This window comes from Aeromonas sp. 600724 (genome assembly GCF_049175135.1).
In the GTDB taxonomy this organism is placed as follows: Bacteria; Pseudomonadota; Gammaproteobacteria; order Enterobacterales; family Aeromonadaceae; genus Aeromonas; species Aeromonas veronii_A.
Genome location: NZ_JAAKUM010000028.1, coordinates 1 through 26970, shown reverse-complemented (window position 1 = coordinate 26970; position 26970 = coordinate 1). Strand labels below are relative to the sequence as shown.

Genomic DNA, 26970 nt, shown 5'->3' with positions numbered 1-26970 from the left:
CTACTTAAAGAACGACGTGTTTACATCAATTTGCTTTGCAATATCCAAGAGTTCAACAATGCTTTTAATATTCATTTTTTTAAAAATTCTAGACTTATATGTGCCAATTGTTTTTTCACTCAAAAATAAGCGCTCGGCAATATCTTTATTTCTGTAACCTTGAACGAGGAGATTAAAAACGACTAATTCTTTGGCTGACAATGAGTCTATGGTTGTTACACCACTCCCCTCTAATAAGTTTGGTGTTTCATTGTTGTATCCGAATGGGATAAAGCTATATCCAGCTAATACGGCTTTAACTGCACTTTTCAATTCTATAAAATCTGCACTTTTAGACACAAATGCTAATGCACCTGCTCTCATACAATAAGTTATATGATGTTCAGCTTGTATTGCGCTGAAAACAATGGATTTTATTTCTGGGCATGCCAAATGTAACCTTTTCAGTAATTCCACTCCATCCATGTTTGGAAGGCATATATCGACAATGACCAATTCAGGCAGAAGCGTTCGAGCAAGTCTTATCGCATCAGCACCATTATCAACATCTGCTACAACACTGTAACCCTCTTCCTCCAACATACAACGAACTGCGACTCTTATAACAGAATGGTCATCAACTATCATGATAGTAGACATATATCTCGCTCATATTTCTCTTCAGGGATTCTATATTTATAAAATTGAAATCACCTGTTTTTCCTTATGGTCAAACCAATCATAGACCAAGGCTAGATTTGGTTGGGCAGTCAGTCAAGAGTTTACTGATTTTTTGGGGCCCAAATCAATGCAACTTGAATGGAACTAACTAGGGAAGGTGCGAACACGTCCCTGATGTTAGATAATAAGCTCCACTTGGCCTCATGGATGAGGTTTAGCATGAGTTACACGTTCACCTTCTCGGTCTGCGAGTTCAATGGCAAATGCCGCAGCAAAACTATCAAAGAGATATTCTTGGCTCGTATGGAAGCTGTGCTCTCATGGTCAGATGCTGGCGGTCATCAAACCCGTCTATCCCAAGGTTTGTAGCGGGCGACTTGAGCGCCTGCCCCACATTCACTGCATGCAACAGTGGTATAACCTCAGCGATAGAGCCAACGAAGATGCACTATGAGATTACTTCGATGTGTCTGCCTGCCAAGCCATCTCTGGCCGCAGCGTTGTTGCCCAAATGAGCTGTAAGAGCGTATCTTCCCCAGCCTGTCGCCCGTGATGGTGACTTGGGCAACAACTCCGATTAGCATCATACTAAACTATCTGCTTTTCTCACTCCGCTTGGACTCCACTCGAAAGTTATCGCCACCTGTAACGAAAGCTACCACTTTATCTGATAGGAGGCATCACTAAGACATCGAACTTCATTTGCATGTGTATTATACATCTTCAATGTTGTGCATTATTTCTTATTGAAGAAGTATACACGAAGAAAGTAGCTGACAATCAGGATGCGTTTTTTCATTGGGGACGACTCAACTGCAAACGTCTGACCTTGACCAGACCCGGGGCCAGCTCCTCGCGGGCCAGCTCGATGATTTGAACCTGAATGCCGTGCTGTTCCACCAGAGTGGCGAGCCAGAGCAGTAGATCATCGAACGGAACCGTATCGATCCACACCTGCAGCTCCTGCCCCTGTGGTTGCAGGCGGGCAATCTTGATCTTGTGGTTGAAGGCGGTACGGTTGACGACCCCCTCCAGGGTGCCGCTGGTGTCTATCTGGCGACCCTGACCGCCCTGCATGGCCAGCACCTCTTCCCCCTTCTCCTTGAGCCAGGCGAGGGTCTGTTGCTGGTTTTGCACCTGACGTTCGCGCTCGGCGATGCGGTTGTCGAGAGGATGCCAGACGCTCCAGTAGAAGAGGCCGACCAGCAGCAGTATGCTGCCTGCCACCACCAGTCGTTGTTCCCGTGCGGTGATGCCTTGCCACCAGCTCTGCAATTTTTCCATCATGATGATTTCCCCTTGAGCACCAGCGCCCCTTCAACCTTGCCCTCGGTGCTGCGCACCTCGCCTTGCTGCACCTCGAAGCCCTTGCCCGCCAGTTCGCGGAACCGCTCTATCTCGGCAAAGCCGGGGGCGGTCACCTGCAGCCGCAGCTCGCGGCGGCTGGCATCAAAGCGCATTACCTGCGGCTTGAGACCGGGTACTTCGGCAAAGGTCGGGGCCAGCTCGGTGAGCATCAGCAGCATGCCGTTTTGCGGTGCCTGACCCATCAGCCGCAGGTGCTGGGTCATCTGGCTGCGCACGTTCACGATGCGGCTTTCGTTAGGAAAGATGCGGCTGTAGACCTGACGGATCTCCGCCTTGAGCGCCTTGTCCTGCTCCGCCAGTTGATGCAGCTGGACACCGCGCTGGACGAGCGCCAGCAGCAGCAAGAGGGCGGCGGTAATCACCACCTTGCGCCACTGCAACCAATAGCGGGCATATTCTGTCTGTGGCCGGTAAGGGCCGGTCAGCAAGTTGGCGCGGCAGGTGAGGGCACCCTTGGCCAGCAGCAGCATGGGGAGCTCGGGCTCGGCCGGCAGCCAGTTGGCCGCCGCAATGGCGGGCGCCGGGGTATGGCTGTGAATGGTGACGGGTTCGGCTTCGGCGGCGAGCAAGATGGCCAGCAGCGACTCGTCTGTCACGATCCCCTGACAGGCGTTCTGGCGGATCAGCCACTCGCTGCCGAGCTGCAGGGCAGACCAGCTATCAGCCGCCTGCGGCAGTGCCAGCACATCGGGCAGCAGTTGCTGACTTCTAAGGCCGGCAGCCTCGAGCCAGCCGAGCCACTCGGCCATCTTCTGGCGATCCACCGCCATCAGGTCGACCTGCGGGCCGTCGTGGGCCAGCACCACCAGATGCAGCTCATCCACGTCGGAGGCGATCTGCTCCTCCAGCAGATAGGGCAGGGCCGCCGCCGACTGGCGGTTGTAGCGCCCCGGCAGGGTAACGCGGCGGAAGAGCAGATCGCTGCCCGGCACCAGGGTGACCACGGGGCGGCCGCCAGCGCGCTCTTGCAGTTCGCCCAACGCGTCAGCTGAAGGGAGCTCGCCGGAGTCGATGATCTCCTGCTCCTGACTCGACCAGACCAGCCAGGCGACCGGTTGTTGTTTGGTGGTCCCCAGACGGATGACCAGACTCTCAATCACGTTTTTTTCTCCTGCGATAACGGTTCGCGCGGGCCAGGCCGACGCAACCGGTGTGCAGCCCGCAGGCTGCATCCAATGTTTGCCCTGTCGGGAGTCGCTCCCGTCAGCACTTGTTTATTCGGCGCCACTGTTGAGGCGGCGCAGCATGACCAGCTTGTTGTCCTTGTCCCGTTGGAAGATGCTCTCCAGCCAGGCACGACTGTCGCCGATTTCGGCGACCACGCGGGCCTCGAAAAAGTCGCTCTTGACCACCAGCGCCTCCTTGAGTCCCTTGACGGTTTCAAGAGGTACGGGCAGCTGATCTGTCATCAGCTTGGTCTCTTTCCACCCCTTTTTTGGCCGCTCGGTCAGTACCCGCTTGGCGTCATCGCTACCAATCTTGCCCAGATAGAGGGCCGCCAGCAGCTCGGGGCGTTCAGGCCGCAGGGTGTTGATATTGGTCTTCAGCTTGTCGCTTGGCAGCGTGCAGACATAGGGGGCCAGTTTGGCATAGACCCTGGCCGTTACGCCGCGCACCGCCCGCAGCTCATCCTTGCCCTGCATCCACAGGTTGGCGGGGAGGTAGGGAGGCTTGAGCCCCTCGTAGTAGGCATCCTCGGCGCCGAGGCTGGAGACCAGCACCGTATCCTTGTCCGTCCAGTCGCGGATGGCATCGGTGAGCTGGGCCGCCTCGTAATCATCCATCGCCAGCTGCTTGAGCAGGGCGCGAAACACCTGCACCGGATAGGGTTGCTGCTCCAGTTCTTCCCCGTTGTTGCCCGCCTGATTGGGTACGCTCAGGCTGTTGAGGTTGAAGCAGGATTGCAGGTCGGTCACCTCACCCTTGAGCTGGCCATCATCGACCGGAAACACATTGTTCTTGCTGGCCCACTTCTGGCCGAGGTTTACCACCTCGGGATCATCCTTGAAATCCTGCGCCAGCACCTTGCTTACCAGCGCCTCCGCCGAGAGGGCATACCACCAGGCTTGCTTGCCGGCGGTGACATTGCTGGTGCGGCGCAGTTCCAGCTGCAGGCGGCCGCTCATATTGCTGGCGATGATCACCATCACCGAGATGATCAGCAGCACCACCAGCAGGGCCATGCCACTCTGGCGGCCGGGGCGTACAGGGTTAGTTCGCATTGGAACTTCTCCCGTTCTGGTTGTCGCCATTGCTGTTACCACCGCTGTTATTGCTGTTGTTACCGTTATTGCTGCCGCTGCCCGAATCGGGATTATTGCTCTGGTTGTTCTCTTCGGCGCGCTGGCCGCCGGCGCCAATCAGAAATTGCCGGCGAATGGTGCCGTAATCTTCCAGATCCAGCTCGACCGCGAGCCCGTAGGGAAGCACGCTGCGCTGGGTCCACTCCTCCTTCCAGCTCCCCTTGTCGTAGAAGTAGAGGCGAAACGCGGTGACGCCGGTCAGAAGCGGCTGGGTGCGAGGCTCGGTGCCGATCACCGGATCCGGATAGAGGTAGCTGAGGCGCTCCAGCTTCTGAGCCTTGAGTCGCCAGCCGACCCGCTGCAGATGGGAGCGGGGCAGCATGCCGTCCGGGTTGAGCCAGCCGCTGCGCATAAAGGCCATACCCCAGTCGTCGCTCTGCTGGCCAAAACGGGAGGCGGCCAGCAGCACCATGTTGTTCTCTCCCTCGATGCGGCCGCTGCGCGGCACCATCTGGGTGACATCCCGCTCCAGCAGGGTGAAGGCGAGCTGCAACTCGGAGAGGCGGGCCTCCTTGCGTTTGGCCACCTCGTCGCTGGTGAGTACCCCTTGCAGCACCTGATAGGCGCCCATGCTGAGAGTGGCGAAGATGGCGATGGCCACCAGCATCTCCAGCAGGGTAAAACCACGGTGACGGGAAGGGCGGGTGTTGCTCGGGATCATCGGTTGATATAGGTCCGCATCATGGCGATCGGGTTCTCGGCCTTGGCTTCGGTGCGCACTTCCATCTCAAGCGCTTTGAAGTTGCTGTCGCTGGTCGCGACCCCGCGATAGCGCCAGTACCAGGTCTGCCCGGCCATCTGCTCATCCCCTTCTACCCAGCTGTCGCCGGGCCACTTGTTTTCGAGCTTCTGCTGCACCAGCTGGTTCTCCACCACCCAGGTAGCGAGGGTCTTCTCTTCCAGATAGTTGAGGGCAAAGAGGTGCTCGCTGGCGGTCTTCATCACCGCGAGACCCGCAATGGCAAAGACCGCCAGCGCCACCATGACTTCGAGTAGTGTCATGCCACGGGCGTTCACTCTGTCACCTCTTCATCCTCATCGCCGGTGAGCAGGGTGAGGCGGCCGAACTCGTCCCCCTTGACGATGCGGGTGTAGCGCACCTCGTCATCCTGCTGGCTAAAGGTGAGGGTAAAGGGAGTCAGCTCGCCACCGGGGAAGATAAGCAGCTGGGGGGGGCGCTCCTTGTCATCCCGCTTATTCTCGCGCTCTTCATCGGGATCGGGCTGCCAGCCAAATCCCTCCAGCTCGAGGGTCCGCACCATGTTCTCCGGCAGTTGCACCTGACCCAGCTGCTTGTCACCGGTCAGGGCCAGCCACTTGCGATCCTTAGCCTGACGCTGCATGAATTGCCAGCCATTCTCCTCGACGCGAATGCCCACCAGCCGGCCATCCATCACCGCGTACTCCTGCGCCAGCTGCAGGGTTGCCATCAGGCGGCGCGCCTGCTTGTCGATCTCTCTGTCACCTTTTGCGCCACCCATGCTGAGGGTGACGGCGGTGGCCACCAGCCCCATCAGCATGGCGACCAGCAACACTTCCAGCAGGGTAAAGCCGGATTGACGACGTGCAGATGGCGCAGCCTTCATTCAGGCTGCTCCAGCAGGACGGAGTGAAGGCTCTGATGGCACATCACTTATTGAAAATCCTTCAGGTTCCAGTTGCCGATGTCGTCATCGGTACCCGCTTCACCATCCTGACCCATGGAGAAGATGTCGATCTTGCCGTACTGGCCCGGGCTCAGCAGCTGATACTGGTTGCCCCTGGGATCTTGCGGCAGGCGCTTGATGTAGCCGCCATCGCGGTAGCTGCGTGGCGCCGGATCGATGGAGGGCTTGGTCACCAGCGCGTCCAGACCCTGCTCGGTGGTCGGGTAGCGGTTGTTGTCCAGCTTGTACATGTCGAGGGCGTTTTCCAGCGCCACGATATCGGAGACCGCTTTCTGCTGGTCAGCTTTCTCCTTGTTGCCCATCAGGTTGGGCACCACCAGACTGGCCAGAATGCCGAGGATCACGATGACCACCATAACTTCCAGCAGGGTAAAACCGGATTGACGACGCTTTTGCATTACTTTGACTCCCTCACAGATGAGATGGCATGAACCATCGACGATTGATTGTTAAACCGCGATCGTTCGATTACGCCTGTCGGCTAATCGAACCTACGAGGTCGATTGGATTGGTAGGTTCGAATAGCGAAGCGTATTCGGACATCCGAACCTTACATATTCACCATATTGTTGAGCTCGAGGATCGGCTGCAGGATCGACATCACGATAAACAGCACCACCCCGGCCATGGAGACCACCAGCATGGGTTCGAACACCCCGAGGGCGATATTGACCTGGGATTCAAACTCCCGATCCTGGTTGTCTGCCGCCCGCTCCAGCATGCTGTCGAGCTCGCCGCTCTGTTCGCCGGAGGCGATCATGTGCAGCATCATGGGCGGGAAAATCTTGGTCTCGGTCAGCGACTTGCGCAGACTGGTCCCCTCGCGCACCCGTTCGGCGGCCTCGAGAATGCGCATTCTGGCAAAGTCGTTGGAGAGCACTTCGCCGGAGATCTTCATCCCCTCCAGCAGCGGCACCGCACTGGCGTTGAGGATGCTTAAAGTACGGGCGAAGCGGGCGGTGTTAAGACCGCGGCTGACTCGGCCAATCACCGGCAGGCCGAGCAGCACCTGATGCCAGCGCCGACGGCGCTTCTCGTCGGTGAGCCACCAGCGCCAGACAAAGCTGGCGATAAAGAGCAGCAGCAGGAACCAGAGGCCATAGGCCTGCATCAGCTCGCTGGTACCGATGAGAAAACGGGTGGTGCCCGGCAGCTGCTGGCCCATGTGTTCAAACTGGGCCACCACCTTGGGCACCACGGCGGTAAGCAGGATCGAGATAACCCCAATGGCGACGCAGGTGAGCACGATGGGGTAGATCATCGCCTGCAGCAGCTTGGTTCGCATATGCTGGCGCTGCTCGGTGTAGTCGGCGAGGCGGTTGAGCACCTTCTCCAGATGGCCCGATTTTTCACCGGCCGCCACCATGGAGCGAAACAGCTGGTCGAATACATGGGGAAAGGCCCCCAGCGAGTCGGCCAGCGAATAGCCTTCCACCACCTTGCTGCGCACGGTCGCCACCAGAGAGCGCAAGTGGGCTTTTTCGCACTGCTCGGCCACCGCTTTGAGCGCCTCTTCGATGGTGAGACCGGCGCCGACCAGGGTCGCCAGCTGGCGAGTGATCAGGGCCAGCTCGGCAGTGCTGGCACCACGACGAAACAGGGCGAAGCGGGTCGCCTCCCGTTTCGCCTTCTCGGTGGTCTCGTTCACCTCGAGGGGGGTGAGCCCCTGTTCGCGCAGCAGCTGGCGTACCTGACGGGCCGAGTCACCCTCCATCACGCCGCTCTTGCTGTGTCCCTTGTTATCGAGGGCCTTGTATTCGAATGCCGCCATCTCAATCTTCCCGGGTCACGCGCAGCACCTCTTCGAGGCTGGTTTGCCCCTTGAGCACCTTGTCGATACCGTCGCGGCGGATGCTGGGGGTGTGGCCGCGGATCAGCCGTTCAATGGCCATCTCGCCGCTGGCGCCGTGAATGGCTTCACGCACCGCCTCGTCCACCACCACCAGTTCGTGGATGCCGGTCCGGCCACGATAGCCGGTGTGGTTGCACTGTTCGCAGCCCACCGCATGCCAGATATGCTGATCCGGCTCCAGATTGATCCCCATGGAGAGGCGCTCCTGCTCGGTGGCCGGACGCGAGGCGCGGCAATCGGGGCAGAGGGTGCGCACCAGCCGCTGGGCCAGTACCGCCAGCAGGGAGGAGGAGAGCAGGAAGGGCTCGATCCCCATGTCCCGCATCCGGGTGATGGCGCCGATGGCGGTGTTGGTGTGCAGGGTCGACATCACCAGGTGACCGGTGAGCGATGCCTGCACCGCGATCTGGGCGGTCTCCAGATCTCGGATTTCCCCCACCATCACCACGTCGGGGTCTTGGCGCAGGATGGCGCGCAGGCCGCGGGCGAAGGTCATGTCCACCTTGCTGTTGACCTGGGTCTGGCCCACCCCTTCGAGGTCATATTCGATGGGATCTTCCACCGTCAAAATGTTGCGATCCCGCGAGTTGATCTCGGAGAGCGCCGCATAGAGGGTGGTGGATTTACCGGAACCGGTCGGGCCGGTGACCAGAATGATGCCGTGGGGCTTGCGGATAAGCTCGCTGATGATGCTGCGGTTGCGCGCCGTCATGCCGAGCTGCTTGAGCTCGAGGCGAATGGTATTCTTGTCGAGCAGACGCAATACCACCCGCTCGCCGTAGCTGGACGGCATGGTGGAGACACGCACGTCGACGGCGCGGCCGCCGATGCGCAATGAGATGCGGCCATCCTGCGGCACCCGCTTCTCGGCGATATCCATCCGTGACATCACCTTGATCCGCGAGACCAGGAGCGAGGCCAGCTTGCGATGGGGGCGCAGGATCTCCCGCAGCACCCCATCGATGCGAAACCGGATCACCAGCGCCCGCTCGAAAGTCTCGATATGGATATCGGAGGCCTCTTCTTTTATCGCCTCGCTCAACATGGCGTTGATGAGGCGAATGATGGGGGCATCGTCATCGGCGTCCAGCAGATCTTCGCTCTGGGGCAGCTCTTCGGCCAGGGCGAAGAAGTCCATCTCGTTGCCGAGATCTTCCATCAGCTGGCGCGCCTCGGAGGAGTCGCGCTGATAGTGCGCCATCAGCAGCTCTTCAAAGGCGTCGTTGTCGAGTTGCTCCACCGCAAAGGCACAGCCCGCCACCCGGCGAACTTCCAGCAGGGTCTGCGGGGTGACGCCGGTACGACACTGCAGCACAGGTGCGCCGTCACGCTCGCTGAGGATCACCCCGAAGTTACGGGCAAACGCAAAGGGGAGCTCGGGCAGCGGGGGAGGCAGGTTGCTCCCGTCGAGATGATAGGCACTCATCAGGGGCGGCTCTGCACAAAGGGAGTGGTGCTTTCCACCGCGCTCTGCTGGCGAACCTTCACCTGCTCCAGCTGTTTTTGCAGCTCAGGCGACACCATCACATCCTGGCCATAGGCGGGTAGTACCTGACGGGCGGGCGAAGTGGCATACCCCTCCTGCGCAGCGGCATTGATTTGCTCTGCCCGGAACAGGGAGTACTTGTTGCTGGAGATGCCGGAGTAGACGTTGGCATCGCGCAAGATGGTGGGCCGGATAAAGATCATCAGGTTGCGTTTCGAGGTGCTGTTGGAGGTGGAGCGGAACAGGTAACCCAGCACCGGAATATCACCGAGCAGCGGCACCTTGGATACCTGCTCTTTGGTCTGCTCATCCATCAGGCCACCCAGAACGACAGTCTCGCCACTTTTGACCAGCACGGCGTTTTTCACCGTGCGGGTGTCGAAGGTGGGGCCAAGGTTGGCAGTACCAGTTGCTTGGGTATGGGCGACGCTGGAGACCTCCTGCTCGATATTGAGCAACACCGAATCCCCTTCGTTAATCTGGGGGGTGACCACCAGCTTGGTGCCGACCGTCTTGCGCTCGATGGTGTTGAAGATGTTGTCGCCGGAAGTGGAACTCTGTGAACCGCTCTGGACTGGTACCTCCTGGCCCACGTTGAACGATGCCTCCTTGTTGTCCATGGTGACAATGCTCGGCGTGGAGAGAATATCGTTCTTGGTATTGGAGGCGAGCGCCGTGGCCAGCATGGCCCAGTCGCCGTGATAGAAGCCGGCAGCCATACCGTTAAAGTTTTCCAGAAGTTTACTGGCGGCGGCAGTATTGCCGTTCTGGTAATCCTTGCCTGCCGCGATGGCGCCACCGATCGGCAGGCCGGTGTTGGTAAACTGGGTGCCACCGCCATTGGCATTGCCCCACTGGACGCCGAGGTTGAGGCCATCGCCATCCTGCATTTCGACGATGATCGCCTCCACCAGCACCTGGGCGCGGCGAATATCGAGCTTGGCGATCACCTGCTCCAGTTCTGACATCACATCGGGCTGGGCGGTGATGACCAGGGCGTTGGTGGTTTCATCGGCAGAGATGGCCAGCTTGCCACCGCCGATACTGCCGCCACCGCCCATGGAGGCCGCGTTGCCGCCCCCCTTCTTGTCCGCTTCGATGCTGGAGCTGACCCCTTTGAGGACATCCACCAGATCCTTGGCCTTGCCATATTTGAGGTAGAAGACCCGGGTGTTGCCCTGGCTCTGCAGGTCGCGGTCGAGCTGGCGTACCATCTGGATGATGCGGGCGCGTGCTTTCGGTTCACCACTCACCACCACCGAGTTGGTGCGCTCGTCGGCGACCACCTTGGGTGACAGCAACAGGGAGGTGGCCCCTTGCGGATTGCCACCCTTGTTGAGGTTGGTCACCAAGCGAACCATTTCGCCCGCTGAAGCGAACTTGAGCTTGATGATGTCCACATCCTGATCGCCAGCACGGTCGACCCGGTTGACCACCTCCACCAGCCGGTTTACCACGGCGGCGCGGCCGGTGATGAGCAGCACGTTGGAGGGCTCGTAGTGCACTACGTTGCCGCCACCGGCGTTATCGTTGAGCTGGCGCAGCAGGGGGGCCAGTTCGCGCACCGAGACGTTGCGCACCGGTACTACCCGGGTCACCATCTCGTCGCCCATGCCCGGATTGCTGCCATCCACCACCGGAATGGCGGAGGTCTTGGCATCGCGCGAGCGCAACACCTTGAGCACGCCGTTATCCATCGGCACCACGGCAAAACCGTAGACGTCGAGCACGCTCAGGAAGAACTGGTAGTACTGCTCCTCGTTGAGCAGGTCGTAGCTGCGGACGTTGATCTTGCCGCGCACCGAGGGCTCGATGATGATGGTCTTGTTGAGGTTCTTGCCCACCGTGTTGATGAACTCTTCGATATCGGCGTTCTTGAAGCTGGCCGAATACTCGGTGGCCCAGGCTGAACCTGCCATCATCAGTGCCGCCGCTATGGTGGCCAGACGCCAGCCTTTCCCTTTATTGGTCATTCTTGGTACGACTCCAAAATCATTATTCTGACAAGCGAACATAGACATCAAACTGTTCACCTTGCCGCTCGACGGTTACTGTCAATTCGGTAGCGCCAGCCAGCAGCTGCATTGCCTGCATGGCCTGCATGTTGTCACGCAGATCCAGTCCGTTGATACTGATGGCCAGATCATTGGCCTGCAGCCCGCTCTGGTTGAAGAGTTCCGGATTGTTGCCCGGATTGAGGCGATAGCCCGCCAGGCGGCCATCCACCTGAACCGGTGAAATATTGAGGTAATCGGTGATCTTGCCGGGATCGCTCATCAGCTCGTTGCGCACGGAAGAGAGCTGCGCGTTACCGCCTTGTTGGGGCAGGGGCTTGCCGTACTCTTCGCCCTCGAGCATCAGGGTTTCGTCGCGGCCATCGCGCTCTATGATGACCCGGTCGGGGTAGACCTGACGGATCCGTGCCTGGGTGCCGTCGATGAGCTCCCCCGCGCTGTAGGAGTTCTGGATCCCCGACATGGCGATGATAGCGATCGATTTGGCCGGATCGGAGCTGGCCAGCACGCCGTTGAGTTGGGCATTGAGCTGGGTGCGCGGGGTATGGGCGGCCACGGCGGCTTTGGCTTGCACCTTGGGGATCGCCTTGCCAAACAGCGCCAGTCGGCTTACCTCGCCCAGTTCAAGGCGGGGGGGGCTTTGGCCTGCAGTTGCAATGACGGAAGGCTGCCACGGCTGGCTGCTCAGAGGCGTCGCCTGGGCGAGCAGATGCCAAGTGAGGTTGGCACACTGCAAGGCCAACAAGATCAGCAGCACCAGAAACAGCGCCTGGGTGACACGGGTAACGGGCAGTTGCTGGTACTGGACCAGTAGCTTGGTTAATCGGTTCATATAAATCAACATGTGTTACTGGTTCTGATGGTTTTGGTTCGGCTGATTATTTTGATGCTACAGATTAGTAAGCACTATAAAGTTAAACTAATTATGACAATTCTTGAAATGACTTTAATGTTTTATTGTATGAATAAATCATTAGACTCATGTCGTTAATATGGATGATTAGACTAACTTATTGTATGCATGATGAAATAACCACAGAGCAATAGCTCTCGAGCGAGGATAAGTTTTGTGTCTCCTCAGCCCATATTCTAAATTTTATTTTGGCGTGGCTATTTATGAAAAATGTTTTCTGCAGTGTAAATGATGAAAGAAAAGGAGCGTCACCCCCTTTTCTTCCATCTACATCCTATATTACTTTACTTCATTCCAAGCCATCTTCCAGTGTGAACCAACCCCCGGCTCAAATTGAGTTGCACCAGTGGTCCACTGCTTGCAGTAGCCGCTGTTTGGAAAAGATTGACACTCATATACTTTACCTGTTTTAGGTTGCAGCACTTTGGTGCCGGCAGTATAAGAACTCAAGCCTGCAGGGAAAACAAATTGATACTCACCATCCGGTTCTACAGGGTCAACAGGGTCTGTTGATTCATGCAGCATCATATCAAAAGTTTGCTGGATCACTTCACCACCATCTTGCGGAGTGGCAATGACTACAAGTCGATGGTGGCCTTCCTTCAGATTGCGTGGCTCCATACTAAGGGTCTGACTATTGTCATCCAGGTTGGCTACAGCCATACCATTTGCCTGTGGTCTGCCATCATGGTTATACAGCATTGCGTTGACAGAATATTTACCTTGTGCAGAAACAGTAAAATCGATCCGAACTTTACCATCCTTGATTTCATAATTGCTAGCCAGACCACTGACGTCGATACCGTCGTCAACCGGTGGCTGTTGCAGATCATAATCAATTTCAACTCGATTCAAGCCACTACCATTTTTCAGGTAAACAGGGTTGTTACCATAAACGGGAACAAATTGGCCATCAGCTTGCTTCTGACCTGCTCGAATTTGAGTTTGCTCTTTATTGATTTTGCTAGCAAGTTCGTATGCCCATTGGTTCTTCTGACCTTGTGAACTATTAGAAATAGTCAACGTTGTTTGAAGATCCGGACGTTCACCATTGGCATCAAAGACACGAGTTTTTACTTTATCACCCTCAGCAAGATCGATTGAGGGTACAATGCTGCCATTCTGGCTCCACGGTGAAGGCGGCTGAGCACCATCTTTGAACTGAGCATCAATCACATTATAGAAGGATGCACCTGTATCACCAACGTCCCATACCCCCAGAATAACCTGGTATCCACTACGTTCCGGCAGAACACAGTCATGAGTTGGTTTTTCAGAAGCAGCTTGCATGTTACCATCAACTACACAAAAGGGCGTAAGCTCAAATGCCTCTCGACTCAAAGGTTGATTCTGGTTCCAATCTTGTTTTGTGATGTAATAGCGCCAGTCTTTAGTTTTATGTGGTGCGGTAAAGGTCCACTTGATCTGAAATGGGCCAGATGAAACTTCCCGTTTAGCCCAACGATTGCTCGTTTGAGCATTCAGCTGACTCCAGTTTGGTTTTCCCGCGCCAGCAATGGTACCATCTGCTGGACCGGAAGCGGGGAATCCATCAGCCCCTTCCACACTTTGGGGTTCCCACGTCACTTGACCACATTCGGTATTCTCTCCCTGCTTACACAGGAAAGGTCGTGACTCAGGCTGACTAATATAACCGTGAGCTAATACACTCCCGCTAGCCAGCAGTGCGAGTGCAGCAGCTACGTGTGTCAATTGAAAATGCACCTTCATATATACCTCATGATAGACATAAATTAGAATTTCTTGGTGATAATAAAATCTTCATATTTTAATTTTGCCGATAAGTACCGGCTTTTAATGCTATGTTTTTTTGCTGCGACAACCCCTCCTTGAATGATAAGTGTTAGTTCGTTTTTGGTTAAAACTCTCTTGTTGGGCAATCATTCACACTGAGCCGGAAAATAATGTTGCTGAGTGGGTGTAAAATGCCCTTGGGGTGTGAGAACAATAGCCAACCTGCGAAGGCTAGACTAATGAAATAATGTAAAATATAGTTTTATTCTTCTTTTGGTGTGGGCGCACGGTTATCGAATGTGCATTTTTCTGCCTTGAAAACTATGCTGTTCATCTCATGATAATGCAATTTCAATAACCTGCTTGTTCAAAGTATGCGGTTATTATCGCTTGGGTGAATGAATGACAACAAGGGGGGGGATTAACTTTGGTCATTATCTTACAAGATGAACCTGATTCTGTAAGAAAGCACTTACAATATATCGCCATTTTCAGGCAGATCCTTGCCCTATGATCATAGGCTGTGAATCACCCCCAGTTCCCTAGACACCTCAGAGTCTTAAAATGAGGTAACTATTGGAGGCGTTACGTCCCGTCAGCGTTACCCAGAAACATTCAAAATCGAAGCTGTTAAACAAGTCACCGAACGTGGGGGTCTGTGGCTGATGTAGCACAAGTCCTCGGTCGGTATACCTGGCTCAAGCAGTACGGTAAGCGCGCTTACCAGCAGCACGAAGAGTCTGCCTTGCAAGCCGAGATATACCCTCTGAAAGCCGAACTGTGCCAAGTCACCGAGGAGCGCAACCTTTTCAAGGAGGTCGCGTATTTTGCCAGCGAGTCAAGGAAAGGTATGCGTTCACAACCTCCCGACTCGACCGATACATCGCTGTCTCTGCCAGTGAGCGGTGGTGATACCTCGATATCTTCTTCCAGTGCGCCAGTCCTTTCTTGCGCATTACCAGCACCGCGTCATTTCTTGCGTGTCCTTTTTTCCATAACCCCGCGCTTTTGCGAGGCGGGATACAGGCTGTTGCCCCTTTACGCGAGATAAGCTGATGGCTGGCTTTGCTGTCATAGGCGCCATCCGCATAAACATGTCCCAGCATACGCCGCAGAGGGTTGAGCAAGGTGGGCAACACCTCGGCATCATGGACATTTTCCAGTGAGACTTCCGCCGCCACGATATCGTGAGTCACCGGGTCTACCGCCAGATGCAACTTGCGCCAGACTCGCCGCTTCTCCGAGCCGTGTTTTCTGACCTTCCACTCGCCTTCACCAAACACCTTCAGCCCGGTTGAGTCGATAACCAAGTCGGTAATGCGTCCTTTTGGGGGCTGTCGATAAGCTACCGTCACCGTGCGGGCCCGCTTGCTGACACAGCTATAGTCCGGTGCGCACAACGGTACATTCATCAACTCGAACAGGGAGTCGAGTAGCCCCTGAGTGGCCCGCAGAGTGAGGTTGAAAATTCCCTTGAGCATCAGGAAGGTACAGATGGTCTGGTCGGTGTAGAGCTGACTGCGGCCCCAGCGCACATGATGGTCGTGGTGGAACCAGTTATCCATGGCGCCAGCATCAACCCAGAAGATGAGGGAACCACGGCTAATCAAAGACTTGTTGTATTGAGGCCAGTTAGTGATGGGGTGAAGCGACGAGCCCATGATGCAGATTTGAAGAGAAGGGTGGTGATCCGATCACCAAGTCCTCAGTTAGTTCCTCAAGCGGCATCGATTTGGGAAACAACGCCGTTAGCAGCTCTTATCTAGGGTGACTGACATTACCTACATTCGCACTCAAGAAGGAGAGCAGTATCTGGCGGTGGATGCGTTATTGATGGCTGTCTGGCAGCGCAAGCCAAAGCCGCCGGGGCTGGGTCGTTCGGATCTCTGTGGCCAGTTTACCGGTGGGGAATGGCAGGACTTTCTGAAGGCTGATAACCTGAGTTACAGTATGACCTGGCGTGGTAACTGCCACGACAATGCTATCGCCGAGAGCTTCTTTCAGTTGCTCAAACGGGTGCGGATCAAGCGCAGAATTTACCCGACAAGAGACAAGCCAACAACGTATTTGATTATACCAAAATGTTTTACAACTCAATCAGTCGCCATGGTTCCAATGATGATCTGTCGCAGGTAGAGTTTGAAAGGCAGTTTATTTTTCAGCAACAGATAACCGAGAAAACCAGGGGCGATTCAGATGTCAGTACCTGACACATGGTCATGGCAGGCCATACCGAGTGGAAAAGCGCTACTTCAGTCGGGATTCCTTGCAAAGTACCGAGTGGCCTTTTTCAGGATATCTCGCCCTTCTTTGGTTTGATTCGCGTGAGTCCTTTCTTTCGGGCTCTCTTTTTTTGCTTTGAGTACATCGCGGTCATGCAGCTCACTATTATACGGCGTTGACACCTCAACCATTTATAGAGACTGAGTAAATTCAGGTGTAAATCGTGGTGTGCCCATATGCTCCTCCTATACCCAAACTGTAGGGCTTGATCGTCTACTGGGGAGGGCCAAGTCCACTTTTCCAGTCTTGCAGCGCCTTGAAGGTGACTATCTGGTCATCCACATCCAGCTCCATGAACTCCTGGGTGATTGAGACAAGGCGTATGCCCGGCGCCAGATCGCTCCCTTCTCGGTATTCACGACCATTGAGCACAACGGTTCGTTTAGCCGGAATAGATGAGAATACATGGGAGTCATAACTGAACGCGGGCACCTTCTGACGAACTGAAAGTGGCGCTGCATTAAGCTGCATCAGCTCGGCCGGCTGAAGTACACTCCGTGGATCTGAACTTGTCTCCTGTTGCAGCGGTGTTTCGTTGAGGGCGCGCATCAGCTGTTCGGCCAAGGTCAGTCGACTGGTTGTCGGGTGGCTGGTGGCAGCTGTGACCCTGGGTTGCTGCACTGTCGGCTCCGGTAAAGGAGGCGGTAGAGGCCGCGTCACCATAGCCTTGGGCTCCACTCGCACGAAGGGCGGTGTGATGACCTTTTTCACTTCGATCCTTTCCTCAATGGGGCGCAAATGGAGCAGATGCCAACCGTAGTTGGCGCCTGCTCCAAGCAGCAGAGCTAGTAGAGCAAACAGCCAAGTAAGGCGGGGCGATGGCCGTGTTTCTTTACTTGGTATGGCAAGCCCCATGGCGGGGATATAGATTTGTGGCTGTTGCGCACGGTGCAGAGCCTTGAGCAAGGTCGACATCAGGAGGCCTCCTGCAGTCTGGGCATGGGTTCGCCGGAAAGAGCATTGAGTCTCAGTAATGTATTTTTTCCGGCGATGCCGTCAGGGGTGATCCCCTGCGCCCGTTGGAACTGTTGCAGTTTGTTCTTGAGCTCGCTATCGAAGCGGCGCACCTTGCGCTCGGGCTGCTGCAGCGCCCGGCTCAGGGCATTATCGAGCCACTGGATCTGGGTCTGGCCCGCGTTGCTGCTGATCAGGCTTGTACCTCCCTTGGGCATGCGCCAGAGCAGGGTGTAACTGCCGCCCCAGTTGTCGCTGAGCCACTGTCTCTCAACTTGCCAACTCTGGTTGCCAATCATCAGATGCGCCTGCTTGGGGCCAAGGGTGACCAAGGTAGCGTAGTAGGAGCCGCCAGTCTCATCGTTAAGGCTAACCATGGCGGGATATTGCAGATTTTGAAGTTCGTCGAGACTTGCTTCACCCTCCTGACAGCGTAGACCGGCACGGGGGGCGTTGTCGCAGGTGGCGTCCTCCAACTCGGGCTCATACCCCCAAACCTGGTATAGATTTTGCAATGCTCCATCTGGGGCTAGCGCCTGACTGATTGCTTTGGTGAGCTGCTCCTGTTGTTCGGCCGTCTCATCGACGGTGACCGGTACCTCGACCTTGACCACTGGGCGTTCGGGGAATACGCCGAAAAATTGCCATCCCCACCAGCCTACCGCTACCAGTAGAGCACCTGCCAGCATGACCGCTAGGCCAGAGAGCCAGCTTCCTTCGTCACGGATCCCGCTCACTTCCAAAGCTGCCTGAGTGATGTCGCTGTGGACAATTTTGTAGCTGTTACGGGCGAAGGCTGAGATTAGAGCTCGGTCGCAGATGAGGTTGATAAGCCGGGGGATGCCACCGCTAAGGCGGTGGAGGGTCTGGATTGCCTTGGGGGTAAAAATGGGCTGCACGCAGCCGGCGATCTGTAGCCGAAAGCGAACATAGGCATCGACATCGCTGGCACCCAGGGGCTGCAGGTGGTAGCGAGCTGTAATGCGCTGGGCCAGTTGCTGTAACAGGGGTTGGCGCAATTTCTGCTGCAATTCGGGTTGACCGATCAGCACAACTTGTAACAGCTTCTTTTCGTCGGTTTCGAGGTTGGTCAACAGGCGCAACTGTTCTAGCACGTCGGGCAGCAGGTGCTGAGCCTCATCCACTAGCACTATGTTGCGCTTGCCTGACGCGAAATTGGTCAGCAGGTGGTCACGGATCAAGTCGAACAGCAGCTTGATCCCCGCTTCGGCGGGGTAGGAAAGCTGAAACTCGTCACAGATGGTTGCCAGGAGATCACGCTCGGTCAGCGAGGGGTTGAGGATATAGGCGATCTCGGTCTCGGCGGGTAACTGTTGTCGCAGGCAGCGGGAGATAGTTGTCTTGCCGGTACCCACTTCACCGGTCAATATCACAAAGCCGCCGCCATCCTCTAATCCATAATTGAGGTGGGCAAGCGCTTCACCGTGGCGTTCGCTCATGTAAAGATATTTGGGATTGGGCGAGATGGAGAATGGGTGTTCCGAGAGGCCAAAGAATTGTGTGTACATAAAAGTTTCTTTTGTTGGTAAATAAGTATTAACGAGCTTCTAGATAATCGCAATCGGCGGCGGTTTTATGACGGTCAAGCATATCCTTTCATTTGGTAAGGTTGGCCACTTGCTTCTTGCTTGAATTCAGAAATATAAGCTTGGCTTTGAAATTTCCAGTCATCGATGAGACTGTTCTACCCAAAAAGGGAACCTGGCATGATAAGACCAGGCTCCCTGACTGTTGGAGTAACTTCTAAAAATAACCTTGATTAAGATAATCTGTAAAAGTGTGCAATGAGTAGTAGTTTTATTGGCCCCCAAAGCCCCCCATGAAATAAATACATTAATCAGCGTTAGAGTTAGCTTGTGCGCAAGTAAGTGAATTTATTTGCAAAAACATTTCGGCACTCTAGCAACAATACAAGTGCCGATGCAAAAATTGGGAGGTGTCCTTCTACTTCATGCATACCATGAATAATTGCTGTTGCAATGAAGGCGGCAGTCAATGCTATCATGACTAGTCGATTTGCTACTCCCAACATTAGAATTATCCCCAATACAAGCTCCGAAATCCCTATAAAATAGACAAAGTGCAAGTCTGTGACCGCGCTCCAACCAAGGGCTGGGAAAAAATTGTAAAATGGAAATCTTTCAATAAAAACAAGCGCAAGGCCTGGGTTTATTAGCTTTTCAGTTAGCGCTAAAATAGCTAATTGAGCGCCAATCCCTACACGTAGTATCGTTATCGCTAATCGCCATGTTTTTTCATTATCTAAGCTTAGGCGAGACATAATCCAATGGTCAATTGCTGTGTTGCTTGAGCCTGTCAAGAGCATAAATAGCCCGATAGATAAAAATTCAAAAATATAGTTAATGTAAAGCTCAAATGGAAATACAATCATTGTGATGATTGATAAAATAATCAAGACGCAACCCGATAATGATGTGCTAAATGTAGCTGCGATTACCAATATAGCTTGTATTAACAGACCAATTTCCACCCATGCCTGTGGTAAAATTAGATTTGGCGCTAAAAAACCACCTTTTAGAAGCAATAAAATGAAAAAAGTTGCCATTAACAAAGAAAAATACGATAGATAGAGCTCTTTTTTTATGTTGATTTTTTTTGAAACGAGGTGTTGAAACGGAAAAAATGATATTTTCGTTCGACTAAGAATGATCGATGATATCACACACACACCAACCATGAGACTTAACAATAAAGTTGTTATGTCAAAAGGTAGATTAACATTTTTCATTTCTTCTGGTGTTACAAACCACTGAACATGAGCATTGACAGTCAATGGGAATAAAAATAATAAGCCTAAAAAAGCTTTAACCTTATTTGTCATGTAAATCCTTACCTGTATATGGTTCATTAAGTGCGATTAAAAATGAAATTAATTGTTCTTTTTGATATTTAAACAATCTAAGTGGGCGAACATCCAAATGTCGCAAAGGTAATATGTTTGGGTTTGAGTAATGATCAATAACCTCGCTTAAATTATTAAAACGACCATCATGCATAAAGCTAACTGATGACTTTATATTTCTCAGTGATGGCACTTTATAAGCGCCAACAAGCTCAGTGCCTTTGTTTTTTAAATACTTCACATGAGCGCAACTGCTATCGTCCTTATTTTCTTGTTGTAGGCAATTAAACTCATTGTGTAACAGTTTTTTAATGCCATCTTGTCGGTCATGATTATCACCTGCTGAGATGTCTGTTCCGATGGCAAAAAAGCCTGAATTAGTAAACATTGAGCCATTGTGGCAATCTACACAGCCAGTCTTTAAGAATAGGCGTAATCCTTCAACTTCATCCTTGCTCATGTTCATAGACGATATGTTATTTTTACGAGTTATATCGTAAACATAAGCATCAAATCGAGAAGGTTTAGGTTGTAGCGTTTTTACAAAAGATGCAATTGTTTTTCCTGTAAGGATAAATAGCTCGTTAGTAAGTTTTTTTTGCTCATCTGATAATCTCTCCCACGCAAGTACCACTTCACGATTTTTATTATTTGGAGATGCAGCCATATGGTGGACCGGCAAAATATCTCTTGACCCGCATGGGGATAATAATGATGGGTATTGTGCATAATAAGTATCACATAAGTACAATGCTACTTGTAACCGAGAACTTGCGTGCTCTGATGGATTCTCGAGTGAAGATAATGCCTGACTCCATAAAGAGTCTGTGCGCCCATCCCAAAAAAACCACATCTGATTAGAAACACCTTCAAGTCCTGGGGCTCTATGTGGCGCATTAGGGTCTAACTTTCTTGTCGTATCATATGGGTCGCCATAGTGAAAATCAGGGTCGTGGCAAGAACTACAGGAGACATTGCCATCTTTACTTAAATTTCTATCAAAAAATAATATTTTACCAAGTTGTGATTCTGCAGATAAACCATCTGTTATGGTTTGGTTTTTCAAGTCTAATGAAAGCCAGCCAAGCATTGCAATTTCGTCTTCATGCCATTCATTGTTATTCTCACCATCCCTTATTAAAACAATGGCAACGCTAAGAATAACAAAAAGTAGAGTAATGAATACTTTAAATAAGTAGTTAAAACTTGATGACGTTGATATCATGCTTGTCAATCACTTTATTTTCGTTGTAAATGCTTAAAATCCATCGCCCCATCATATTAAAATATATTCCCTTAATAAAATATCTTCCATCACTATCTTCCACAATAACAGGAATTGAAGGTAGTCCATGAGCGTGTGCCGGCATATAACCTTTTACTTCAAGGCTACCATTTCCACAGGACTTGGGTTGGAACTTTAATTCCCATTCATAGAATGTATTTGTGCTGATTGATGATGGTACTTCAATCGTTGTTTTACAAGTTTCACTGTGTAGATGCGTATTATCTTTTCCATTTGAAGGGGTGCTCACCATCAATGATAAAGCTAGAGTGGAAATGGTTTTTGTTAAGGGTTTTATGAGCATGAATTCACCTGATGTAATGTAAGTGATTTTTATAAGCTTTATTTTACATAAAACCCAGCGTAATACGGAGTAATGGATTTGTTATTTACCTTATGGCTAATGAATAATGTGTTATCGTCAATTCTTTTCATAGTCAAAGTGCCCACGCCGTTATCTGGAATTATATCTTTGTGTGTATCAGACACTGAAGATTGAGTTATTGATACACTATAGTCATAACTTTTAACGCTTAGGATATCATATACAACAAAGGACTTGTTTTTATCATCACCAAACAGCCTGTATATTGTTCTGTCAGTGATGATGTATGAGTCATGCATTGCGCTATCGATACCGCTGTTAATAGCCATGCTCCAAGTTTCATCACCAGCCTCATTATTTTTTATTATGATGATAAGAAATGTTATTAATGCGACCATGTTGGCGCATAAAATTATGATGTTTGATGGCAATATCCATCTTTTAAACTTGAACGACATATCACCTGAGCGCCATTGTATTTGTCAATGACAATTCTTTCATTGTTAATTGGTGTGACAATTGGTTTTGTATCGTTATCTGAACCATATAACCTTGTTACCGCGTCATTAGTAACTAAAAAATTAAAAATGATTAATAAAGTGATAGTGAAAGTTATATTTCCCAGTAAAAGCATATGGTTCGAAAATGTTCTTTTTAATCCCTGGGTAAATGTTTTTTCCTTGATGTTGAGTTGCGCATCATATGACTTTTCATCGTTAGATTGTGCCAACTGACATGTACTTAATCTAAAACCAACCCGTGGTACAGTTAAAATTAGCTTTTTCCCATCATCACCAAATGCTGAGCGGACACCTTTTAATGTTTGTGTTAATGTGGAGTTTGCACTCGTTTCATTGTATCCAAACCATAACTTGTCTAGTAGCATATCCCTAGTTGCTATATTGGGATAATTAGAGGTTATTAGAAAAAACAACTCATTTTCTTTGTTTCTTAGTTTGGTTGAGTTTAAGTGTACTTTCGGTCCGTCTGATGTTTTTTCATACTTGGATATCGTTGCGGTCGAAGGCGTGTAAATGTAATTGTCAATTTCGTACTCTCTATTCCAATCTTCGTCTAAAAAAAAGTTAGAACGCATCATAATCAAGCTTCAATAGTGGTTGGATGCTCATCGCAATGTTGTTAAGGTCGAAATGATGGAAGCAATTCTCCCTCGGATAATACATCAGAGCAATACCTATGGTTTATTTTAAACCTACACTTACAAAGAATGGTGGGGAGTGTAGGAATTACCTTACACCTGCACTCTTGTGTGTATCCATCGATATGATGTTGTTGCCTCAATCAGACTGCAATCATAACTTCCCCAGTAGATTGACCCCTTGATGACCCAGACACTTCGCCCCTCTTAACTTAAAAGGTAGTCTTGGAACTATGTTCAGTACTAGTCGCAACGAGAAGATGGTCGAAGTGTTAACAGGGACTGAGCGCCGTCGACGCCGGACTCCGCAGGAAAAGATCTCCATCGTGCAGCAGACCTTTGAGCCCGGAATGACCGTCTCTCATGTCGCTCGCTTGCACGACGTCAACGCCAACCAGCTTTTCAAATGGCGTAAGCAATTCCTGGAAGGGTCTCTCACGGCGATCACCGCCGGTGAGGATGTTGTTCCAGCCTCCGAGTTGGCTGCTGCCATCAAGCAGATCCGAGAGCTCCAGCGTCTGCTCGGGAAGAAGACCATGGAGAACGAGATCCTCAAAGAAGCCGTGAAGTATGGCCGAGCAAAAAAATGGATTGCGCATGCACCCTTGTTGCCGGGGAACGACGATTAAGTGCTGTGAGCCAGGCCCTTAATGTATCGCGTGCGCAGCTATCCGTTCGTGTTCATCGAAAACCGGGTTGGCAAGATGGTCGTCATCATCGCCAGCATGATGATGCTGCCTTACTTGGCCGGGTCATGGAAGCGATGGCAGAGCTTCCCTCCTATGGTTATCGCCGAGTCTGGGCGCTGTTACGGCGTCAGTCAGAGGCAACACGACAGCCTGTAGTAAACGCCAAACGGGTATATCGCGTCATACGCGATCATAGCCTGCTGCAGGAAAAAAACTGGCAACACCATTGACCCAGCAGGCACATAAGGGACGTGTTGCCGTCAAAGAGAGCAATCGACGGTGGTGCTCAGATGGCTTCGAGTTTCGCTGCGATAATGGTGAAAAACTACGAGTCACGTTCGCTATGGACTGCTGTGACAGGGAAACCTTGGACTGGGCTGCCAGTACCGGGGGTTACGACAGTGACACGGTGCAAGAAGATGTCATGCTGAGGTCTGTCGAACGTCGCTTAGGGGATTCGTTGCCGGCATCACCGGTGGAGTAGCTGACTGATAATGGCTCGGCGTATCGAGCCCATGAGACCCGCGCGTTTGCACGAGAAATCGGGTTGGAGCCCAGAACGACTGCGGTGAGAAGCCCACAGAGCAACGGTATAGCGGAGAGCTTCGTCAAGACGATGAAGCGAGACTATATCGAGATGATGCCGAAACCAGATAGCCGAACAGCGGTAGGCAATTTGGCCATCGCGTTTGAGCATTATAACGAGCACCACCCGCACAGCGCCTTGGGATACCGTTCACCCCGGGAATTCCTACGTAGTCGGGTATCACAACCTTAAGCGGGAAAAAAGTGTCTGGATCTATGGGGTCAAATCCACCCAGCCCCGGGTGCCCGCTACACATGGGGCTTTCTGACTGGTAGACTAAGGGTATTCAGTTTATTTATGGCGCTGATATACGCCGTGACTTCTCCCACTTGGCCGTTGTAGTTACGCAGACTGATTTTCCCCGCCAGCAACTGCTTGAACCGATACATTGCCGTCTCGACCAGCGAGCGTCGGTGATACCCCGATATCTTCTTCCAGTGCGCCAGCCTTTCCTTGCGCATCACCAGCACGGCCTCATTTCTTGGATGTCCCTTTTTCCATAACTCCGCGCTCTTGCGAGGTGGGATACAGGCTGCCGCCCCTTTGCGCGAGATAAGCTGATGGCTGGCTTTGCTGTCATAGGCGCCATCCGCATAAACACGTCCACACCGCAGTGGCTTGAGCAAGGTGGGCTACAACTTGGCATCATGGACATTTTCCAGCGAAACTTCCGCCGACACGATATCGTGAGTGGCCGGGTCTACCGCCAGATGCAACTTGCGCCAGACTCGCCGTTTCTCGGCGCCGTGTTTTCTGACTTTCTTTGGGGGCTGTCGATAAGCCACCGTCACCGTGCGGGCCCGCTTGCTTACACAACTGTAATCGGGGGCACAAAGCGGCATGTTCATCAACTCGAACAGGGCGTCGAGTCGTCCCAGGCTGGCCCGCAGAGTGAGGTTAAAAATCCCCTTGAGCATCAGGAAGGTTACAGATGGTCTGGTCGGTGTAGAGCTGACTGCGGCCCCGGCGCCCATGATGCAGATTTGAAGAGAAGGGTGGTGATCAGATCACCGAGTCCTCAGTTAGTTCCTCAAGCTGCATCGATTTGGGAAACAACGCCACAGACAGTACGATGCCAAGTATACCGTGACAGCATGATGATCCAGTTTATCAAGACAACGGTTGGTTGAGCGTTCCGTGACAAGGCTTTGATAAGGAGCTCCGATTGCACAAGCAATCATGAAATGATTGTGAGATAGGTCAGACCATGACTGGCAAAACCGGACACACACAATGCACTGATAAGTGCGTCTAATTAATAGAGGAGCCAGTCAGCGAATTCCATCAGCGATAGATGTTGGGGTCTCGATTGAGGTCTAAAACTATGGCTGCAATCTCCACCTGACTCATTTTCATCGATTGAGGGCTTGAAACTGGGGCGACCATCTATGCGTGTGTGGACGGTCAAGGGCTTCCCTGATGCGATTGCTGTGGAGTATCCGCAGACCAAGGTCCACCAGTGCATAGTCCACATGGTCCGCAACTCGCTGCGCTATGTCTCTTCGAAGGACTACAAGGCGGTGACAGCGGATCTGAAGCAGATCTACCACTCAGCGACGGAACGTGAAGCTCAGCAGGCGCTGGCGGCCTTCGGCGAGCGCAGGGATAGTCAGTACCCGCAAATAGCGCGCTCCTGGCAGGGTAACTGGGATAATCTGATCACGCAGTTCGATTATCCCCTCGCCATCCGGAAGGTTATTTACACCACCAATGCTATTGAGTCGTTGAACAGTGTGCTGCGCAAAGCAACCAAGTAAAGGAAGCTCTTCCGACCGATAACTCCGCGCTAAAAGTAGCGTTTCTCGCGATACAGCAGGCCTCCAAGAAATGGACCATGTCGAGCCAGAATTGGAAGCTGCCCTGAATCGCTTTATTATCGAGTTCGGTGAGCGCCTGAGCGGTCACCTGTAATGGTGTGGGCAGTTAGAATCATTTACAGGCTCCTTTCTACACTAGTGGGAAGAGCACTACCAACATTTTGAGGCCTATATGTTTTTACGACATCGACTGCGTATTGCCCTGTTACTGTTTGGCTGCCTGACATTACTTGCCGGTTGCCATAAAAACACCTCTTCCCAGCCCTCTGCTGGGGAGACCTTACAATCCATCGATATTGTTGCATTTCCGCTCACCACCATTGGGCAGGCATCCCTGAGCCTTGCGCAGGGGGGTATGCAGCCATTTGTTGCAACTGGTTATTACAGTGATGGTTCAACACAAGACCTTACCTACGAGGTCACCTGGCAAGCTGATAATCCGGCCGTGGCCAGCATCAGCCAGAATGGGGAGTTGACGGGGGTTGAGGCGGGAGTGGTGTCAGTGACGGCCAGTAAGAATGGCATCATCAGTAATGCGGTTGTGGTTGAGATAACCCGTGCACGGATCATCACTGTTGCTGTCACGCCATCGCCGGTAGTGAGCAAGGGGCAACCGGTATCGATGCAGGCCATTGCCACCTATGATGATGGCTCCCAGGCTGACATTACACGTATTGCTACCTGGCGTTCGGATAATCCGGTTGTGGCCACCATCGCACCTGACGGTGTCGTGACGGGGAGGGAGGTCGGGACGAGCGGGGTGACGGCGAGCAAGCAGGGGGTTGTGAGCGACCCGGTCTTTGTTGAGGTCACCAGTGCCACTCTCGATGCCATTACAATTACATCGCCATCGGTCACGCTGGCAAAAGGGCAACGTCGACAGTTGCAGGCTACTGCCATTTACAGTGATGGCACACAGGCAGATCTGACCCGCTTTGCTACCTGGCAATCTGACAATATGGCCAGTGC

General features: G+C 52.7%; 20 protein-coding genes and 8 pseudogenes. 6 read left to right on the top strand and 22 right to left on the bottom strand.

From position 1 onward, the window contains the following. Positions 1-639, bottom strand: coding sequence for a response regulator (locus tag G5168_RS20065; RefSeq protein ID WP_421252632.1), 639 nt, complete (start codon positions 637-639; stop codon positions 1-3). 240 nt (positions 640-879) lie between these two features. Between G5168_RS20065 and G5168_RS20060 the strand changes: the two are divergent. Next, positions 880-1163, top strand: a pseudogene (locus tag G5168_RS20060) (IS5/IS1182 family transposase); the annotation flags it as partial. A 292-nt stretch (positions 1164-1455) separates the two neighbouring features. On the opposite strand, the gene exeM reads toward G5168_RS20060, so the two are convergent. The 12 genes and pseudogenes from exeM to gbpA form a co-directional block, all read right to left on the bottom strand. Beyond that, positions 1456-1947, bottom strand: a complete 492-nt coding sequence (gene exeM, locus G5168_RS20055) for a GspM family type II secretion system protein ExeM (protein WP_041208225.1) — start codon at positions 1945-1947, stop codon at positions 1456-1458. Beyond that, positions 1944-3128: a GspL family type II secretion system protein ExeL gene (gene exeL / locus G5168_RS20050; protein WP_421252631.1), complete on the bottom strand. Its 1185-nt coding sequence runs from the start codon at positions 3126-3128 to the stop codon at positions 1944-1946. Before exeL ends, exeM begins: the two co-directional genes overlap by 4 nt. 114 nt (positions 3129-3242) lie before the next feature. Beyond that, positions 3243-4250, bottom strand: a complete 1008-nt coding sequence (gene exeK / locus G5168_RS20045) for a GspK family T2SS minor pseudopilin variant ExeK (RefSeq protein WP_421252630.1) — start codon at positions 4248-4250, stop codon at positions 3243-3245. 103 nt (positions 4251-4353) lie between these two features. Further along, positions 4354-4992: pseudogene (gene gspJ / locus G5168_RS20040) on the bottom strand (type II secretion system minor pseudopilin GspJ); the annotation flags it as partial. Then, on the bottom strand, positions 4989-5348 hold the full coding sequence (gene exeI / locus G5168_RS20035; RefSeq protein ID WP_421252629.1) for a GspI family T2SS minor pseudopilin variant ExeI: 360 nt from the start codon (positions 5346-5348) through the stop codon (positions 4989-4991). The pseudogene gspJ and the gene exeI, both read right to left, overlap by 4 nt. After that, positions 5345-5917, bottom strand: a complete 573-nt coding sequence (gene exeH / locus G5168_RS20030) for a GspH family T2SS minor pseudopilin variant ExeH (RefSeq protein ID WP_421252628.1) — start codon at positions 5915-5917, stop codon at positions 5345-5347. The genes exeI and exeH overlap by 4 nt, the downstream gene beginning before the upstream one ends. A gap of 47 nt (positions 5918-5964) precedes the next feature. Further along, a complete protein-coding gene (gene exeG / locus G5168_RS20025) occupies positions 5965-6396 on the bottom strand; it encodes a GspG family T2SS major pseudopilin variant ExeG (RefSeq protein WP_421252627.1) in 432 nt (143 codons plus the stop codon). Between the two features lie 152 nt (positions 6397-6548). Next, positions 6549-7769 (bottom strand): GspF family T2SS innner membrane protein variant ExeF, encoded by a 1221-nt coding sequence (gene exeF / locus G5168_RS20020; RefSeq protein WP_421252626.1) that lies wholly within the window; start codon positions 7767-7769, stop codon positions 6549-6551. Between the two features lies 1 nt (position 7770). After that, entirely contained in the window at positions 7771-9276 is a 1506-nt protein-coding gene (gene gspE, locus G5168_RS20015) for a type II secretion system ATPase GspE (RefSeq protein ID WP_421252625.1), read from the bottom strand. Beyond that, positions 9276-11309 (bottom strand): GspD family T2SS secretin variant ExeD, encoded by a 2034-nt coding sequence (exeD, locus tag G5168_RS20010; protein ID WP_421252624.1) that lies wholly within the window; start codon positions 11307-11309, stop codon positions 9276-9278. The genes gspE and exeD overlap by 1 nt, the downstream gene beginning before the upstream one ends. A 22-nt stretch (positions 11310-11331) precedes the next feature. Next, a complete protein-coding gene (gene exeC, locus G5168_RS20005; protein ID WP_421252623.1) occupies positions 11332-12183 on the bottom strand; it encodes a GspC family type II secretion system variant ExeC in 852 nt (283 codons plus the stop codon). 360 nt (positions 12184-12543) lie between these two features. Beyond that, positions 12544-13995, bottom strand: coding sequence for an N-acetylglucosamine-binding protein GbpA (gbpA, locus tag G5168_RS20000; protein WP_421252622.1), 1452 nt, complete (start codon positions 13993-13995; stop codon positions 12544-12546). A 599-nt stretch (positions 13996-14594) separates the two neighbouring features. On the opposite strand from gbpA, the pseudogene G5168_RS19995 reads away from it, so the two are divergent. After that, positions 14595-14913 (top strand): annotated as a pseudogene (locus tag G5168_RS19995) (transposase); the annotation flags it as partial. Here G5168_RS19995 and G5168_RS19990 read toward each other — a convergent pair. Then, positions 14895-15680, bottom strand: a pseudogene (locus G5168_RS19990) (IS5 family transposase); the annotation flags it as partial. The pseudogenes G5168_RS19995 and G5168_RS19990 overlap by 19 nt on opposite strands. A gap of 106 nt (positions 15681-15786) precedes the next feature. Between G5168_RS19990 and G5168_RS19985 the strand changes: the two are divergent. Continuing rightward, positions 15787-16229 (top strand): annotated as a pseudogene (locus tag G5168_RS19985) (IS3 family transposase); the annotation flags it as partial. A 286-nt stretch (positions 16230-16515) separates the two neighbouring features. On the opposite strand, the gene gspB reads toward G5168_RS19985, so the two are convergent. The 7 genes from gspB to G5168_RS19950 all read right to left on the bottom strand — a co-directional run bounded on the left by gspB (position 16516) and on the right by G5168_RS19950 (position 22849). Beyond that, the gene (gene gspB, locus G5168_RS19980) at positions 16516-17217 is read right to left on the bottom strand and encodes a type II secretion system assembly factor GspB (RefSeq protein ID WP_421252621.1); all 702 of its coding nucleotides are present in this window, start codon (positions 17215-17217) and stop codon (positions 16516-16518) included. Next, positions 17217-18785, bottom strand: a complete 1569-nt coding sequence (locus tag G5168_RS19975; RefSeq protein ID WP_421252620.1) for an ExeA family protein — start codon at positions 18783-18785, stop codon at positions 17217-17219. Before G5168_RS19975 ends, gspB begins: the two co-directional genes overlap by 1 nt. A 341-nt stretch (positions 18786-19126) precedes the next feature. Further along, positions 19127-20119: a hypothetical protein gene (locus G5168_RS19970; protein WP_421252619.1), complete on the bottom strand. Its 993-nt coding sequence runs from the start codon at positions 20117-20119 to the stop codon at positions 19127-19129. Then, positions 20109-21365, bottom strand: coding sequence for a cytochrome-c peroxidase (locus tag G5168_RS19965; RefSeq protein ID WP_421252618.1), 1257 nt, complete (start codon positions 21363-21365; stop codon positions 20109-20111). Before G5168_RS19965 ends, G5168_RS19970 begins: the two co-directional genes overlap by 11 nt. After that, entirely contained in the window at positions 21340-21729 is a 390-nt protein-coding gene (locus tag G5168_RS19960; protein ID WP_139739869.1) for a hypothetical protein, read from the bottom strand. The genes G5168_RS19965 and G5168_RS19960 overlap by 26 nt, the downstream gene beginning before the upstream one ends. A 38-nt stretch (positions 21730-21767) precedes the next feature. After that, positions 21768-22148 carry a hypothetical protein gene (locus G5168_RS19955; protein ID WP_421252617.1) on the bottom strand — a complete coding sequence of 127 codons (381 nt, stop codon included), beginning with the start codon at positions 22146-22148 and terminating at the stop codon, positions 21768-21770. A gap of 14 nt (positions 22149-22162) precedes the next feature. Continuing rightward, positions 22163-22849 (bottom strand): winged helix-turn-helix domain-containing protein, encoded by a 687-nt coding sequence (locus tag G5168_RS19950; protein ID WP_421252616.1) that lies wholly within the window; start codon positions 22847-22849, stop codon positions 22163-22165. 320 nt (positions 22850-23169) lie between these two features. On the opposite strand from G5168_RS19950, the pseudogene G5168_RS19945 reads away from it, so the two are divergent. Then, a pseudogene (locus tag G5168_RS19945) lies at positions 23170-24376 on the top strand (IS3 family transposase). 56 nt (positions 24377-24432) lie between these two features. Here the strand turns inward: G5168_RS19945 and G5168_RS19940 are convergent. Then, a pseudogene (locus tag G5168_RS19940) lies at positions 24433-25162 on the bottom strand (IS5 family transposase); the annotation flags it as partial. 406 nt (positions 25163-25568) lie between these two features. On the opposite strand from G5168_RS19940, the pseudogene G5168_RS19935 reads away from it, so the two are divergent. Beyond that, positions 25569-26095: pseudogene (locus tag G5168_RS19935) on the top strand (IS256 family transposase); the annotation flags it as partial. Between the two features lie 78 nt (positions 26096-26173). Further along, positions 26174-26970 (top strand): Ig-like domain-containing protein (locus G5168_RS19930; RefSeq protein ID WP_421252615.1); only part of this gene is annotated, 797 nt, incomplete at its 3' end.